We start from the raw sequence: 16074 nt of genomic DNA, 5'->3' as shown, positions 1-16074 counted from the left end.
TGTCAATGCTGCAAGTCTTTATAAACAACCTTATTATTACTTGGTTCTAAGACTTTATCTTATTATATGCCAGTTGCTACTGCAGCACAACCGTATCGCCAACGTTCAGTCCTTTGAGGACCTCGGTTTTCTCCGGAGTTTCCAGACCGATCTCGATATCGCGGCGTTCTAAACCTTGAGGAGTTTGCAGCATGACGTAATAAGCGTCTTTTTCGTGCAACACAGCTAATGTCGGAACTACGATGGCACCCGATTTTTTATCTGTTTCTATCGTGCCCGAGAGGCTGAGTCCGGCAATTAATTGCGCGTTAGGCTCTAAGGATATCGTAACTTCGAACTGCGCGGAGCCCGATCCTTGATCGGTGCCGGACTTGGCGAACTTGGACACTTTTTCGACTTTGCCTTGGAGCTTCATCTGCTTCAGGGCATCGACTTTTACTTGAACGGGCATATCGGGCTTAATCCTAAAAACGTCAAATTCACCAACGGTACTAACAAGCTGAAGCTTCGTTAAATCTACAATTTTGCCAATGCGTACGCTTTCCTCCACAGACTGAGGGATTTTGGCGGAATCCTCAAATAAAAATATGCCGTCTTCAGGCGCCGTGAAGGCGGCTTGCTCGACTTTTTCTTGCTTTTTCGCTAGCTGGAGTTCCGTAGATTCATTGTTTACTGCATTTAACTGCTCCTGAATTTTACGGCCTTCGGTATCGGCGAAACGTTGTCTGGCATCCGCCTCGCTTACAGAGGAACTTCCTGCAAGAACGGGGTCAATCGTCGCCCCGGAGGCTTTGAAATTAGCCAGATCAGCTTCTAACTTTTGTTTTTTGAGACTGGTTTGCTGGTTGGCGATCTCGCTTTTTAAGGGAGTTGCATCAAGCTCAAACATCAGCTCCCCTTTTTTAACCTGAGATCCTTCCACGACGTTCCACTTTTTAATTTCACCGCTAAAGGGCGCATAGATGCGGGTCTCTTTTTGGTAAGAAGACTTTCCCTTCACCTCAATGCTGCTAACGAGATCTTCTTGCGTTACTTTGAATTGCAAGGCGGTTCCGGCAGCATTCGCCTCATGATTGCGCACCTGTTTGGGATGACTGGATATGTAAAGGAAGCTGCTAGTGCTGCAGACAACAACAGTAGTCGCGATTAGCGCCCATGTCTTCTTTTTCTTCATTGCTGTTTATACTCCTATTCTCGTTTTATCGCCGTTAATGCATCTGTTCTGGATGCTTTAATTGCTGGGTAGAGTCCGGAAAGAACACCGGTCATAACTGCGAAAAACATGCCTACGGGCAGGATCCATAAGCTGATAAATAAAATCTCGGCATTTTCTCCGCTATTATTGGAACCGAATTTAATGATGATTATATTGATTCCCCATATTACCCAGTAGGAAAGCAGGATGCCGACTAGTCCTCCCAACATGCCAAGCAGCGACGACTCCACGATAAACATGTTCCGGATTTGTTTTAAGTTCGCGCCAAGCACTTTCATAATCCCGATTTGCCTGCGCCGCTGATGGGTGGACATCGTCATTGCGACTACAATGGAGATCGACGCTACGAAAAGTACAAAGAGACCGACACCGGTCAAGAGTAAACGGACAATCGCGAATTCGCCTTTCATGCGGTCTTCTTGATATAAATTGGATTGCGTGGTCAGATGCAGCTTCTTAATGAGCTCTTCCACTTGTTTAACGTGAGCGCTGCTGTCGACTTTCACTCTAACGGAAGAATAAACAACCTGGTTAGACCCGGCAGCTTTATTCGTAAGCTCCAGAATTTTGCGCCCCATCTCCGGAGAGACATAGGCCGTTTTATTGTTTAGGACCATGGTGTCCGGCAAGCCTTCCGGCTTCTTCAGTACGCCGACGACACGAACGGGGATCTCTGCTTGTTGCTTTGTCGCATTTTCCGTCGTCGTCGCGCCACGATCTTGGAAACCCATTGGTTTCAGCAGCAGTTGTTTCTGATAAAGCGGGTAAGGAATGGCATTCATCTTGTTGATTGTATCCGACATTTCTTTCGTCGGGTTTTGCTGCATGAGTTTATTGCGTACCTGCCCTGTTTTTTCATCGATGACACCCATCGTAGCCCCGTACGCCAGAACAATGCTGTTATCGCGCTCATTGCTGCCGCCTTGCTGGAATTTGGAGTCGAATTCTTCAACTGTCGCTAGCTCCGTAGCTATCAGATGTACATAACTTTGCTTGCCGTCATCAACAGTGAAGTTAAATTCCTGCAAATCCTGAAAACTTGCAACGGATTTTACGTAGGGAAACGTTCGGATAAGATCCAGCTTGGCGGATGTTATCTTGCCTAAACCGTTTGGATCCCCTGTTTGATCTTGAATCGTAATTTCATCCGTCTTTAAATAATAGCTCATTTGTTTCTGACTGTAGTGCTGGATGGATTCGCCGAATCCAAGCGCGACCATGATGGAAGCCGAGCCGATGGCAATACCGACGGTACAAAGGGCTGTTACGACTTTCCGGCGCTGCAGCTGATCCCAGCTGAGACGAATATAATCTTTGAACTTCATCCTGCCGCACCTTCCTGACTTCCGCTATCTTCAAGCAAATAACCGTCACGAAGCTGCAAGATGCGCTGTGTCCGACAGGCGACCTCATGCTCATGAGTCACAATCACGAAAGTAATCCCCGAATTCTGATTCAAATCGATGAGCAGATCAATGATTTCTTTCTCCGTCTTCGTGTCCAGGTTACCTGTCGGCTCGTCTGCAAACACGATGGCGGGCTTAGTGATTAAGGATCGCGCAATACTTACCCGCTGCTGCTGTCCGCCTGACAACTGAGCGGGGAAGAGCTCCGATTTATCTCCGATCCCTACCTGTTGAAGAAGTGCCATGGCTCTTTCTTTCCGTTCTTTGCTGCTTTTACTTTGAAATACAAGCGGTAACTCGACGTTTTCCCGTACGGTTAAATGAGGGATTAATTCATAGGATTGGAAAATGAACCCAATGTTCGTCCGGCGAAATTCAGCCAGCCGATTTTCGTTCATTTGCTCAATTGCCTGACCGGCAATGAGGATGCTTCCTCGGGTCGGCTTCATCAAGCCAGCCATTAAATTCAATAAAGTTGACTTCCCGGAGCCGGAACTGCCGAGCAGGGCAACCATTTCGCCTTGCTCGACCCGAAAATTAAGCTCGTGAAGAACGGGCGTATCTTCAATGCCTGTGCGGAAGCTGTGAGACAACCGTTCGACAGATAACACACGATCATCCCTTTCATTTTAGAGATTGTTGCTAGTTACGAATTCATTTTGCCACTGGGTAGACTGTCATCGTCTTGCAGCAGGTGGGTTCCCAGAAATCCTATGGCTGCAAGGAGTGCCAAGCCTGATCCAATGAAATACACAGAACTTCCGCCCCATAAATCGAACACCCAGCCGCCGATCGTCCCGCTGATTAACCCGGCTACGCTTGACCAGGCCACCGCAAAAATAGCTTGGCCCGAAGAGCGATATTCATCAGGAATGAGGTGACCGATATAACGAATCGCCGTAAATAAGAAGATTCCGAATGTCACACTGTGCATCATCTGAACGAGTATGATCCAACTCGGATCATGAATGAAGCCCATGATTAAGAAACGAACCGTATATGCGATCCCTGCAAATGCAAGCAGCGGCAATTCCTTAAATCGATGTCCGTACTTGCTGAGAAAGAAAAACACAGGAATTTCACTGAGTGCAGATGTCATCCAAGCGTAGCCGATTAAGGAATCTGAAGCGCCAAGCTGTCTCATATACAGCGCCAGGAAGCCGTCGTTGAAGCGATGAGAAACGGCCATGATGATAATGAGGACAATGAACCAGATGAACTTCTTGGTGCGAATAATACTCAGCATCCCGCCGAACTCCATCTTCTTACCGCCTTTACGGGCATCTTTGAGCAGAAAGGCGAGCACCAATGAGCAGCAAATCGTGAAAAGACACAGTACGGGGGTCAATCCCGAACCGTAGTGTCTGAGCAGCATACCGAACCCCCCGGCTGAAACGGCGAAACCGATGGAACCCCAAATCCGGAATGACGCATAACTTTTGCCGCTCATGCTGACATTCAGCATCAGTTGACTGTCATTCAAGGAATTCACAGGCTGCTGGAAAAAGAAAAACATGGCCAGGCATATGTACAACAGTGAGAACCATCCTGAAGTGAATACGAGAATGGACGTAACCAGTTGGCCCAGAATGAGGATAATCATGATTTTCTTAACCGTCTGATAGCGGTCGCTTAGGAATCCCCAGAGCAAGTTCGTTGCGATCCCGATGAGCGGTCCGATCGAGTAGAGCAGACCAATTTGGATTTTGGAGTACCCCTTATAGTCAAAATATAACGGAAAAAATGTGACGACAATGCCCATCGTCATGTAAAAGGAAAACGTGAACAATTTCAAAAGCAAATCATGGGACTTCATAGGATTAGACGTTTGCATGGACACTCATCACTCGATTTCATCACATATTTTTTGCAGCAAAATTTTGTTCAAGGTGATTGGCTGTCTTTTGCAGGACATTGAAGACAACAAGCAGCTCAGCCAGCATGCCGATCGATTGCGCTAATGCGCCAATCATTCCATTCCAATTAGGTACTAGCAAAATGGCGGTAATTAAGGTAATTAAGGTTATAAATGCGTTTGCAGATTGCGATGCAACCATCACTTTCGTCTGACCTCTGAGCATAATAATCCCGTTCAAATAATCCAGCCAAGGAAATACGATGGTCATGACCATGAAAATCCGCAAGGTACTTAAACTAGCTTTCATGAGATCGGCATTAACCCCCATCACATGGGTCATGAATAACGGTCCCAGCGACGTATAACCAAGAATCGCGATTAGAGATCCCGGGATAAAACTGAGGAGAAGGGAAAAGCGGAACACCGTTCCCGGGTCCTTCCGGTAAAAATTCAGTACAATCTGATGGATATAGGAAAAAAAGCTCATGACGAGCTGAGTTAGGCTGCCGGCAATGGCAAACGAAGCGATCGCCAAATGAATATGCGTTGTTTTCCCTAGCATGGCATTAATAGAAGGGCCGATAATGACTGCAATGACCGATGAATAGAGCAGCGGTTTATAAAAGCTGAAAATTTGCTTTTTCGTTTCAATCGGATGATCCGGCGCCTTCTCGGGAATAACTTTTCGTAATAATGATGTGCCTTCCCAAATGGCCACAGCCGCTTCGATGATCATCCCGACGAGGAAAATGACGGCCCCGACTTTACCGCTGGAGACATGATTCGTCGAAATAAAGTATAAAGATAACAAGTACATAGCGATAAGCCGGATACACATCCCGATCGTCAACCACTTCGTCCGCATATTAAATATAATGATGCCGTGAAATAGACAGCGCAGCCCCGAGAATATGCTGACATACATCAGAATTTGATAAACGCTAATCGTAGCCGCCAACAAATCGCGTTCAACACCAAAAAAATAAAGAAACACCCATTCCCCAATAGGTGTGTAACAAAGGATAAGGCCTATGATGATGATACTTGCAAATACGTAGGAGCTTACGACTCCCATCGCGCGAAACGATATGCGGTCTCGGACCAAAGCCGAACACGTTTGTCTGAGCAGCACAACCGGTTTCTCCGTTAAACCAAGCAGGCTCAGCGGCAGGGCATATGTAGCGATGACGATTTCTGGATTGGCAGCTCTAGCAAGCGTACTGTTAATAATAACGTGTGAGAGCGTAACTAAGGTTGCAGAAAGGCCAAGAGGCAGAAAAAAGAGGCAGAGCTGTTTCCAAGTGATGGTTTCCTTTTGCATCGATGCGGACATCTTATCTCTCCTAACCATAGCATCCTTTCTAAAACGTTATTTAAGTATACCAGAAAATGAAATCATGTTGACATACAATTTTAACTGGAAACCTAAGGGTTGAAGTGATACATTTAAAGTTAGAATATTTCTTTAAGAGGTAAACTCTTATTCATATTAAACCAAACCGCAGCAAGTTTTTCCTGCAAGGAGGTAGACCTGAAGATGAGCTGCTATTTTCGATATGATGACAGATTAGGAATCGAGATTCCGAAGCTTGAGGAGGAGTGGGAGAGCTACTCTTCCGACGTACGCGCTCATATTTTATTACAATGGGAACAAATTCGCGGTGTGATACCCGATCGGATATTAAAACTGGAATCGGTCATCATTGTGAAGCAGAATCAGCTTGATCGCGAAGATGATTTTCCGACATCATGCCAACTGAATTCTGAAATCGCCGATTTGGCGAGTACGATTAACGACCTTCATTTATGGTTCCGTGTAAATCAAGACTTGGAATCCAAGGTTCACCATTAATATCAGCTGCATACTGGGCGTCAACTTTATTTAAGATTGGGAGTGACTGGCATGCATAGCAACAAGGATGGTTGGTTGGAAGCAATTGCGAAGCCGCTGCTGGAGCATCTGCCTTCTTTGTACCCGTTTGAAGAATGGGATACAACGATGGATGCACGTATTGAAGCGCTATTATTGGAGAACCTTACCCAAGGAAGCAAAGAGCAAGAGCCATACGGGATGGCGATTAAAGCCGGCCTTTTTTTATTAAATGAAAGCCTGGACAAATCTCACGATATTGCCCAGGAAATTACCAACGCATCCGGCAGCTATTGGCACGCGTTAATGCACCGGATGGAGGGCGATTACAGTAATGCGAAGTACTGGTTTAACGATGTTGGTCCTCACCCTATTTTTTCCAATTTAATCCAATGCGTCCGAAATTATTTGACTGTCAAAGATTTAGCCGAACTAGAGAACGAAGCGCTCCACAGCAAGTTGGAGGTGCTGATAACTTCGCCGGTTTGGAACCCATGCGTGTTCGTTGATGCGGTGGAATTGCAAGTGTCCCATATTCAAAATCCCATGGTTGAGAATTGGCTAAGGCACATTCAGCGATACGAAATGCAGCTTTTATTGCAGCATTGCTATGAACAAAGTTGTGGAGGAAGTTTGCTTGAAGCAATTGGACAGAAGTAGCGCAAAAGTTCCACAAGGACCTTTCAGACTTATGCAAAGGGTATACCGGTATATATTGCCGGAAGTTGACAGTCAGCTTTCTCTTTGGAAAGCAGCGGCGGAGCGTATCCCGGATGACGAACTCCGTACACAAGCGTTAGCCAGCATCGCAACCAAACAATTTCACTGCCAAGGCGGCGCCGTGTATGCTGCTGCTAATTTGTCGATGCGCCATGTGTTAATTCCGCTAATTGTCGCATTCCAAACGATTAGCGATTATTTGGATAATCTGTGCGATCGCAGCACTTCGCTGGATCCGCAGGATTTTCGCCAACTCCATCAATCGATGCTGGATGCCGTAGATCCGTCAGCGCCTTTGCACGATTATTACGCTTACAGGCAGGAAAAGGACGACGGTAACTATTTAAGCGAACTCGTCAAAACGTGCCAATCTTGTATTTTTTTGTTGCCTTCCTATGCATTGGTAGCAGACCAGGTACGTGAATTAGTCTCATTGTACTGCGATTTACAGGTGTACAAGCATATTCGTAAGGATCTGCGCGAACCTGAATTGCAGGAGTGGTGGGACAAGCATCAGAGCCGATATAAGCAACTAAGTTGGAACGAGTTCGCCGCGGCTACGGGATCCACACTTGGGATGTTCATGCTTTTCTTGGCTGCTTGTGAGCCCCAATTGCAGGAGGAGCAGGTAGCGCATATACATGAAGCATACTTTCCTTATGTTTGCGGATTGCATATTTTGCTTGATTATTTGATCGATCAGGAAGAAGATTTGATCGGCGGGGATCTCAACTTCTGCAGCTATTACGACAACATGGAAGAGACGGTTCAGCGAATCGCTTTCATTGCGCAGGAAGCTCGCGAGAAAATTTTATGCTTGGAACATCCTCGATTTCATCGTATGATAATTGAGGGTTTGCTTGCTTTATATTTATCTGATCCTAAAGTCAATCATCAGCAGCAAGTCAAACAAATATCGAGACGTCTAATGAAAAATAGTCCACTAACCCGGTTGTTTTTCTGGATAAATAGCATGTACATTAGAACAACATCATGAATTCTACTTAGGAGAACTTGGAGGAGGAAGAGAGAAATGTCAGCAGTAAAATCAATTGCCGTATTAACAAGTGGTGGCGATTCTCAAGGAATGAACGCAGCTGTTCGTGCCGTTGTAAGGAGTGCATTATACCACGGTCTTGAAGTATACGCGGTGCAACGAGGATATCATGGTTTGATTAACGACGATATCCGGCAAATGGACTTGCGCAGCGTAGGGGACATCATTCAGCGTGGGGGTACGGTACTGCAAACGGCACGATGCAAAGAGTTTTTGACGCTGGAAGGCCAACAGATCGGCGCGGAAAACTTGCGTAAGCGCGGGATTGACGGATTGGTCGTCATCGGCGGAGACGGCTCTTATCAAGGTGCCAATAAGCTGAGCAAGCTGGGCATTAAGACGATGGGCCTTCCCGGGACGATTGATAATGACATTCCGTTCACCGACTTTACCATTGGATTCGACACTGCCGTTAGCATCGTTGTTGATGCCATCAACAAGCTCCGCGATACGATGACATCCCACGAGCGTTCTTCCGTCGTAGAAGTTATGGGCCGTCACTGTGGCGAAATCGCTCTTTATGCTGGATTGGCCAGCGGAGCGGAGACGATTATCGTTCCGGAAATGCCGGTTAACATCGACGAAGTCGCTAATCGTATGAAAGAAAACTTTTCCCATGGAAAGCGTCACAGTATTATACTCGTGGCTGAAGGAGCAGGTACCGGGGAAGGAATCGCCAAACAAATTACGGAGCGCAACGGCATCGAGCCTCGTGTTACCGTACTGGGTCATATCCAACGCGGAGGCACACCTACGCATAACGACCGCATTTTGGCTAGCCGTCTAGGCGATTTTGCTGTCCGCAAATTGATGGAAGGCGACTCATCCAAAGCATGCGGCGTGATCAAAGGTGAATTAGTGGCAACGGATATTGACTTGGTTGTGAATACAAAGCGCGCATTTAATTCCGAATTGTACGAATTGGCTCAACGCTTATCACAATAAGCCTAAAGCTGCCAAGTAGTGTTGACCTTACGGTTTGCTTTAGATATAATAGCAGGACAATGATTACAGCGACATCATGTCAATGAAGAGCTTCCAACTCGGAGACGCTCATGATCGGATAGGCAAGCAGGTATCGCCTGTCTCTAAATAAGCCGGCACCGCCCGTTATCGCGGAACCAAGCGGATGGATGAACTTATGTTGATCCATCAAGTTGGGTGGCACCGCGAGCAGAACGCTCCTCGTCCCAATCGGAGAGGAGCGTTCTTTGTCTTTTTCAAAAAAAGAAGAGGAGCGGTGACGGATTATGCTGGACATCAAATGGATTCGCAGCCATCAAGATCAAGTTGTGCAGGCAGCCAGGCAAAAGGGGCTTCATGGTTTTTCGATTGAAAAACTTCTGGAGGCCGATGAGAAGAGAAGGGGATTACTGCAGCGAGTGGATGAGCTGCGGACGGAGCGCAACCGCGCATCCGCCGAGATTGCCCGGTTCATCTCGCAGAAGCAGATCCAAGAGGCAGAAAATAAGAAGGATCAAGTTCGTCAGTGCAATGCTGCGCTCAATGAGCGCGAAGATGAGTTCCGAGCGCAGGAAGCTCACTTTCAAGAGCTAATGCTTGAAGTTCCCAATCTGGTTTCGCCGGAAACGCCGTCAGGCGCAACTGATGCGGATAATATGGTGATGAAAACCGTAGGCGAACCCACATGTTTCGAATTTGAACCGCGCGATCATGTACAACTCGGAGAGGAACTGGACTTGATCGATATCCCTCGAGGCGTGAAAGTGGCAGGTACCCGCAACTACTACCTGAAAGGAATGGGAGTCTATCTGCACAGAGCCGTTCAGCAGTTGGCCATCGATCTGTTAGCGGATCGAGGCTTTACGGTGATGGATGTTCCATTAATGGTTCGCGAAGAAACGCTCACCAATGCGGCTTTTTTCCCTGCTGGCAAGGATCAAACCTATGAACTGGCAGATGAAAGCAAGTGGTTAGTCGGCACGTCGGAAGGCCCGATTGTTTCCTATTATGCGAACGAAGTCGTCGATTTGTCAAAAGGGCCGATTCGTCTGGCGGGTGTATCAAACTGCTTCCGTAAGGAAGCGGGCTCGGCGGGCAGAGATGTTCGTGGGTTATATCGCGTGCACCAATTTGCGAAAGTAGAGCAGGTGATTCTATGCGAGAACGATCCCGTTATGGCCGAGCAAATGCTGGAAGAAATTACACGAAATGCAGAACGCATTTTGGAACTGCTGGAACTTCCCTATCGCGTAGTTGCTGTGTGTGCCGGAGACATGGGGGCTAAAAACTATAAACAATACGATATTGAGACGTGGATGCCTAGCCGTAATAGCTATGGCGAAACACATTCATCGTCAAGCTTGCTGGATTTTCAGGCCAGGCGGAGCGGGATTCGATACGCCCACCCTGAGAACGGTTTGCAGTATTGCTATACACTGAACAATACGGCTGTAGCAACACCTCGTATTCTGATTCCGCTTTTGGAGAACCATCAACAATCCGATGGATCGATTTACATTCCAAAAGCGTTACGAGCTTACATGAAAGGCATGACTTCAATCAGCAGCAAATAAAAGAAGCGTATCTCTATCTTCCCTGTAACCAAAAGGGAAGATGGAGGTACGCTTTTTATGTTTAATACCCTTCAGCTATATTTACGAGGTTCATCATGTCGCCGCCATCCAGCAATGCGCGAATGTTATGATAAACAATCGAAGAAGCACGTTCAGTATAATGAGCGGAAGATCCGGCAATATGAGGTGTCACGATCACATTGTTCATGCTCCAAAAGGGTGATGCAGCCGGCAATGGTTCCTGCTCGAATACATCCAATGCAGCGCCAGCCAGCTTTTCCTTCTGCAGTGCGTCAATGAGCGCTTCCTCGTCGATGACGTCACCGCGTGCTAAATTGATTAGGAACGCGCTTGATTTTAAGAGAGCTAGATGCTCTTTGGTTATGAAACGGCGTGTTGCAGGTGTACTGGGTAAAAGGAGGACGACATAATCACTTTGCGATAGCAGATGAGCAAGTCCATCCTCGCCGCTTACGGTTAGGTCAAATGCTGGCACTGGTCTGCCGGATCGATTCAATCCGATCACATTCATATCAAAAGCCTTCGCTTTACGTGCTACCGCTTCGCCTATCGCTCCGGCCCCGACGATTCCGATCGTTCTCCCATACAACTCGCCGAAAGTCACTTGATGATCCCACACTTGTTTTTGTTGGTTGTCATGGAGCTGATTTGACTTCCGCACCCATTGCAGCATTAGGCTGATCGTAAATTCGCTCATCTGAATCGTATGTACGCCTCTAGCATTGGTCAATACGATATCTCGCGTTGCGAACTCTTGAAGCGGCAGCTTATCGACACCTGCAGATAAAGTTTGCACCCATCTTAGATTCACCGCCTGCTTCATAATATCCGGATTCATCCGGCCAGCCGTTATGATTACATGTGCTTCCGGGAGTTGCTCTTTAGCTTCTTCCGAACTTTTGAACCAGTGAAACTGTACACGATCCTTCAGATCATGCGGCATATGGTCACGCAAATAGGAAAGATCCATACCGGTTATCGCAACAATATTCATGATAGGCTTCACTCCGATCCATTTCTTTTTGTGTACAAGTAAGGCCGCGTTCTGGTAACATGATAAACAAATCGACATCTGATGTAAATAAGGAGTTAAATGAAAATGTTTATGTACCGACTTGAAATTGAGCTGGAGGACCAGACGGCTTATTTTATCGTATTATCGGAATCGGATGAGAAAGCGTTCCAATATGCAGACGAGCATCTTGAGCGCCACTTCATTGCGAAGCCGAAGGTCAACCAACTTGTCATAGTAGAAAAGAAACGCGTTCTTGCAGGCTCAGGCTATGTAATTGAAACCAAAACACCCTGAGTGCTCTAGGCCCTCAGGGTGTCTTCTCAATTAGTAATTCACATCAGGAGTATAATTATTATTAGCATTCCATAATAGGAACTCGTCAACACCGTTATCCTTCAGTGCCCGTATTTGTTCTTCGACCTCATGTTTACCGTACTTAATGTAACCTGGTACCCAAGAAGCCGTAAAGTCCTGAATCCACGGTCTAACTACTGGTTTTAATCCTTTTTTATCGATCTCGGCTAATTTTTTGGTGGTGTCAATTGAAGCGCCATTTATTGTATTATAAGGGGCTGCATCAGGTACTTTTGCGCCAAACCAGCCTGTGCTGTAATGGCTCGGGTAAATCATCGGGCAAATGACATCGACGTTTTGCGAGATTTTCTCAAAATCCTGACCGATACCTTCCGCAGCAGGAACCGAAGCGGCATACCCGAAAATATCTACCGACACGCGAACGCCAAGCGGTTGCAATTGCTCCTTGGCATATTTGACAAATGAAGCAACGGCTTCAATACGAGTACGCTCATCTTTCGTATATTTGAGAATGTCGGCCCTTTTTTCAAAGCCTTCCGGGAATCTGACATAGTCAAATTGGATTTCTTTAAAGCCGGCTTTGACAGCTTCTTTCGCAACGGCGATATTGTAATCCCATACTTCTTTGTTATACGGATTTACGAAGCTATCCGGCGGATTTTTGCTGTTCCCCCATAGCGTACCATCTGGGTTCACGAAGGAGAGTTCCGGTTTCTTTTTTGCGAGTACGGTATCCTTGAATACAACAATCCGTCCGATCGGATAGATCTTGTGTTCATTCAGAGTGTTCATCAATGCCGGCATATCGCCAATAATTTTTTGTGTTGTGCCCATTGCATCAAGCTCAGGATTGCCTGTTTCCCATGTGATATAACCCCAGTCGTCTTTAACGTCAATAACGAGCGAATTAAGCTCCGTGTCGTCAAGCAACTTCACAAGGGTGTTCAAGCGGCTGCCTCCGGCACTATGAGCCGTGGCATAAATGCCTTTGATTTTAGGCGCATCCTTCTGGGGATCTTGCTTGTTTACAGGAGCCAGAGGATCGATTGAAGCCGTTCCTTGAGAGGGGACGGTCTGAACAACGGCGTTTTTAGCATTTAAAGATGCTTGAACCAATTGTTCAAAGTCAGCGTCTGGGTTAGCGGCAGTGACATTGCCCCAGATCATCGCTAATGAAGCCAGTAAAATTTCCATGATGAATAAGTCCTCTCCCATCTATGATTCTAGCTTTTATTATAAAGCAAGCTGTGAATTACGCACAGAGGAAATTTGTAGAGGAATGTAGAGCGATGTAGAAGAAAGGTTGAAAAAGTCTGTGAAATTCGACAAACAAATTACATCTTTATCAGGCGTTAACTTTTTTTACTATGCATCTAGCGCGATTTTACTGCCGTATCTGCCCTTGTACTTGCAGCAGAAGGGATATTCCTCAGCGGATATCGGTCTGTTGATGATGATTGGCCCTTTTGTGTCCATTTTTGCACAACCGTTCTGGGGTTACATGAGCGATCGTTTTCACACAGTTAAGAAAATTGTTTTTCTCTTATGGGCACTTTCTTTACTGGGGAGTTTCGGATTATTTTTAACGAACGGGTTTGCCTGGACGCTAGGATTCATATTGCTACTTTATTTCTTCCTGCTGCCATCTATACCGCTCATTGACAATTTAGTTGTGAGATCTACAGCTCAGCGAGGTATCTCTTATGGCTCAGTCCGGTTATGGGGTTCCATCGGTTTTTCTAGCGTTGCTTTGATTTCAGGACTTCTGCTGGAACAGCTGGGAGGTGTTGCAAGAATCCCTTACTTTTATTGGGCGCTTTGGATTTTTCCTTTTATTCTGCTGGCTTTTATTAAAGACGAGAAGGGCAGCGGACAGCGCATTTCACTGGGCGCGATTGGCATTATTTTCAAGAACAAGGGCTTTTTATGGTTCATGTTTATGGTCTTAATGATTTCGATTCCACATCGGATGAACGATGCTCTTCTAGGGCTTTATCTAAGCCATTTGGGTGCTAGCGATTCGATGGTTAGTTGGGCATGGGCGATTGCTGCGATGAGCGAAATTCCCGTATTTGCCTTGCTCAGTAGATACATGCATCGGTATCACGAACTTACTTTGCTGGGGATCGCTTCCTCCTTGTTTGCGATTCGTTGGTTGTTGTATTCGTTCATAAGCGATCCGTGGATGCTTATTGCTTTGCAGGGGACTGCGATGTTCACTTTTGCCGTTATGTGGATCGTTTCCGTGCAATATGTGGTGCGATTGCTGCCTGAACAGTTCGGCTCCACGGGGCAGTCGATTCTTGCGATGGTATTCTTGGGGCTCGCAGGCATCATTGGCGGGTCGGTAGGGGGCTTGCTCAGCGATACTTGGGGAGGTTCAAGTATGTATGTATTTGGAACGATTATGGCATCCATAGCCGCTTGTTTGTTTCTTGGCACCCAAGCGTACATGCGCCGAAAGAACCTATAGCGATCAACAAAAAAACACCCGGATAGCATAGAATGCCGGGTGTTTTTGCTTACTTGTGGACTTGTCCTGATTCTGTACTAGATTCTGTTTTAGATACTTCAGCCGGGTTAATCTCTTTGCGAGCAGGCTGTTCATCCGAGGAAGATGCAAGCCCATTTCCTGTTGTTGCATCTTTGAACTCTCTAAACATTTTACCAAAACCGCGACCCAACTCAGGCAGTTTGTTCGGCCCGAAGAGAAGCAGTGCGACGACAGCAATCAAGATCACGTGCCAGGCGGAAAAAGGTCCCATACGTGCACCTCCATAATTTCATCTCATTCTATCATACCATGATCTTATCATAAACCATATACCCTAATTATTACAAACCCATTAACTTTCCAATAAAACAAGAGAAAAAGACGCCCTTTAATGATAAAAGGCGTCTTTATGATGTTCCGAAATACTAAATTGGATAATTTCCATAACATCTTCTGCTTCGAGCGCCTCTAACCCATAACGGAGGACAATCTCGGAATCCAGCTCATAGCTGGTCAGAAAAGGGTATAACTCTGGCGTTAATTTCATCACAATCCTGGATAACTTGACTGTCTCCACAAGCATCACCCTTCCAATCATAAGATTAGAAAAAGACTTACGCCTGAACCACTCTGAAAAACCAGAACTATATGAAATTACAATTCCTATTATATCACATTTTGACTCGTAAAGAAGGGGCTGGTTCCATGCTTTTCACGCCGATATTATTTTAGTTTGCGGAATTCACCGAGCACGCCTACGGTTTCCACAATATTGACGAACGCTTTGGGATCAAGTTCTTTAATAATACGTTTCAATTCTACGAGCTCATATCTCGTTGTAACCGTCATCAGCATATCGTGTTGTTGTTTCGTGAAGGCACCTTCGGTTTTCACCAAAGTGACGCCGCGCGGATGCTGGAGCAATCTCTTCAGCAATTCATCCTTTTGCTTCGTGACGATGAAGGCCGTAACTTTAACATGGCGTATATGTATCGTATCGACAACTTTTCCGCTTATATAAATGGCTAACATGGAATATAAAGCGAGATCCCAGTCATGCTTAAAATACCCGAGAGCAATGATGACAACGCCATTCAATGCGGACAGGACGGTGCCAAGCGGAAAATCATATGTTCTTGTAAGGATGGATCCGACAATGTCAAAGCCGGCACTGGAGCCGCCGATTCTTAAAGTGATGCCGCTTCCGATACCAATCAGCACGCCGCCAAAAACAGCGCCAAGAATCGGGGCTTGCGCGACATAGGTGGTGGGTACGACTTGCATCAGCCAAACGGTAAGGATGACAGAAAGAACACTGATAACAATGAATTTACGACCTAGTTTGATCAATCCCCAAAACAATAAAGGCAAATTGAAAACCAAATAAAGAAAGCTGATGTTCCAATTCGTAAAATAACCGATAATCATGGCGATTCCGGATACGCCTCCGCTTAAAAGTTGATGCGGAATCAAGAACATGTTGAAGCCAACCGCCACAAGCAGTGCGCCAACTAGAGTTACGAAAACGTCTAGCGCATTTTTCAAACCCAATCACCTCTAAAATA

General features: G+C 46.1%; 18 protein-coding genes. 7 read left to right on the top strand and 11 right to left on the bottom strand.

Features of this window, described 5'->3' with window-relative positions; genetic code table 11:
- Positions 1-76: 76 nt before the first annotated feature.
- From ACFQZT_RS31485 to ACFQZT_RS31465, 5 genes are read right to left on the bottom strand one after another with little or no spacing between them, the layout of a single operon-like run.
- Positions 77-1174 carry an efflux RND transporter periplasmic adaptor subunit gene (locus ACFQZT_RS31485; RefSeq protein WP_379306778.1) on the bottom strand — a complete coding sequence of 366 codons (1098 nt, stop codon included), beginning with the start codon at positions 1172-1174 and terminating at the stop codon, positions 77-79.
- Between the two features lie 14 nt (positions 1175-1188).
- Positions 1189-2541 carry an ABC transporter permease gene (locus ACFQZT_RS31480; RefSeq protein WP_379306776.1) on the bottom strand — a complete coding sequence of 451 codons (1353 nt, stop codon included), beginning with the start codon at positions 2539-2541 and terminating at the stop codon, positions 1189-1191.
- On the bottom strand, positions 2538-3233 hold the full coding sequence (locus tag ACFQZT_RS31475; protein ID WP_379306774.1) for an ABC transporter ATP-binding protein: 696 nt from the start codon (positions 3231-3233) through the stop codon (positions 2538-2540). The genes ACFQZT_RS31480 and ACFQZT_RS31475 overlap by 4 nt, the downstream gene beginning before the upstream one ends.
- 35 nt (positions 3234-3268) lie before the next feature.
- Complete coding sequence (locus ACFQZT_RS31470) at positions 3269-4456, bottom strand: MFS transporter (protein WP_379306772.1); 1188 nt, start codon at positions 4454-4456, stop codon at positions 3269-3271.
- A 22-nt stretch (positions 4457-4478) separates the two neighbouring features.
- Positions 4479-5813 carry a multi antimicrobial extrusion protein MatE gene (locus ACFQZT_RS31465; protein WP_379306770.1) on the bottom strand — a complete coding sequence of 445 codons (1335 nt, stop codon included), beginning with the start codon at positions 5811-5813 and terminating at the stop codon, positions 4479-4481.
- A gap of 204 nt (positions 5814-6017) precedes the next feature.
- Between ACFQZT_RS31465 and ACFQZT_RS31460 the strand changes: the two genes are divergently transcribed.
- From ACFQZT_RS31460 to pfkA, 4 genes are read left to right on the top strand one after another with little or no spacing between them, the layout of a single operon-like run.
- Positions 6018-6332 carry a hypothetical protein gene (locus ACFQZT_RS31460; RefSeq protein WP_379306768.1) on the top strand — a complete coding sequence of 105 codons (315 nt, stop codon included), beginning with the start codon at positions 6018-6020 and terminating at the stop codon, positions 6330-6332.
- 51 nt (positions 6333-6383) lie between these two features.
- Positions 6384-7010, top strand: a complete 627-nt coding sequence (locus ACFQZT_RS31455) for a hypothetical protein (protein ID WP_379306766.1) — start codon at positions 6384-6386, stop codon at positions 7008-7010.
- 31 nt (positions 7011-7041) lie between these two features.
- On the top strand, positions 7042-8067 hold the full coding sequence (locus tag ACFQZT_RS31450) for a tetraprenyl-beta-curcumene synthase family protein (protein WP_379307023.1): 1026 nt from the start codon (positions 7042-7044) through the stop codon (positions 8065-8067).
- Between the two features lie 36 nt (positions 8068-8103).
- On the top strand, positions 8104-9072 hold the full coding sequence (pfkA, locus tag ACFQZT_RS31445) for a 6-phosphofructokinase (RefSeq protein ID WP_379306764.1): 969 nt from the start codon (positions 8104-8106) through the stop codon (positions 9070-9072).
- A 79-nt stretch (positions 9073-9151) separates the two neighbouring features.
- On the opposite strand, the gene ACFQZT_RS31440 is transcribed toward pfkA, so the two are convergent.
- Complete coding sequence (locus ACFQZT_RS31440; protein WP_379306762.1) at positions 9152-9295, bottom strand: hypothetical protein; 144 nt, start codon at positions 9293-9295, stop codon at positions 9152-9154.
- An 82-nt stretch (positions 9296-9377) separates the two neighbouring features.
- Here ACFQZT_RS31440 and serS point away from each other — a divergent pair, with 82 nt between their 5' ends.
- On the top strand, positions 9378-10664 hold the full coding sequence (serS, locus tag ACFQZT_RS31435) for a serine--tRNA ligase (RefSeq protein WP_379306760.1): 1287 nt from the start codon (positions 9378-9380) through the stop codon (positions 10662-10664).
- 61 nt (positions 10665-10725) lie between these two features.
- Here serS and ACFQZT_RS31430 read toward each other — a convergent pair whose 3' ends face one another.
- A complete protein-coding gene (locus tag ACFQZT_RS31430) occupies positions 10726-11679 on the bottom strand; it encodes a D-2-hydroxyacid dehydrogenase (RefSeq protein WP_379306758.1) in 954 nt (317 codons plus the stop codon).
- Positions 11680-11784: 105 nt separating this feature from the next.
- On the opposite strand from ACFQZT_RS31430, the gene ACFQZT_RS31425 reads away from it, so the two are divergent.
- The gene (locus ACFQZT_RS31425; RefSeq protein WP_379306756.1) at positions 11785-11994 is read left to right on the top strand and encodes a DUF3906 family protein; all 210 of its coding nucleotides are present in this window, start codon (positions 11785-11787) and stop codon (positions 11992-11994) included.
- A gap of 30 nt (positions 11995-12024) precedes the next feature.
- Here the strand turns inward: ACFQZT_RS31425 and ACFQZT_RS31420 are convergent, their stop codons facing one another.
- Complete coding sequence (locus ACFQZT_RS31420) at positions 12025-13209, bottom strand: putative glycoside hydrolase (protein ID WP_379306754.1); 1185 nt, start codon at positions 13207-13209, stop codon at positions 12025-12027.
- A gap of 121 nt (positions 13210-13330) precedes the next feature.
- Between ACFQZT_RS31420 and ACFQZT_RS31415 the strand changes: the two genes are divergently transcribed.
- On the top strand, positions 13331-14488 hold the full coding sequence (locus ACFQZT_RS31415) for an MFS transporter (RefSeq protein ID WP_379306752.1): 1158 nt from the start codon (positions 13331-13333) through the stop codon (positions 14486-14488).
- Between the two features lie 49 nt (positions 14489-14537).
- Here ACFQZT_RS31415 and ACFQZT_RS31410 read toward each other — a convergent pair whose 3' ends face one another.
- The 3 genes from ACFQZT_RS31410 to ACFQZT_RS31400 form a co-directional block, all read right to left on the bottom strand.
- Complete coding sequence (locus ACFQZT_RS31410) at positions 14538-14780, bottom strand: Sec-independent protein translocase subunit TatA/TatB (RefSeq protein WP_379306750.1); 243 nt, start codon at positions 14778-14780, stop codon at positions 14538-14540.
- 117 nt (positions 14781-14897) lie between these two features.
- Positions 14898-15092: a hypothetical protein gene (locus tag ACFQZT_RS31405; RefSeq protein ID WP_379306748.1), complete on the bottom strand. Its 195-nt coding sequence runs from the start codon at positions 15090-15092 to the stop codon at positions 14898-14900.
- 140 nt (positions 15093-15232) lie between these two features.
- Complete coding sequence (locus tag ACFQZT_RS31400) at positions 15233-16054, bottom strand: YitT family protein (protein WP_379306746.1); 822 nt, start codon at positions 16052-16054, stop codon at positions 15233-15235.
- Positions 16055-16074 lie beyond the last annotated feature (20 nt).

This window comes from Paenibacillus sp. GCM10027628 (genome assembly GCF_042676385.1).
Lineage (GTDB): Bacteria > Bacillota > Bacilli > Paenibacillales > NBRC-103111 > Paenibacillus_E.
This window is presented reverse-complemented; position numbering and strand designations above follow the sequence as displayed.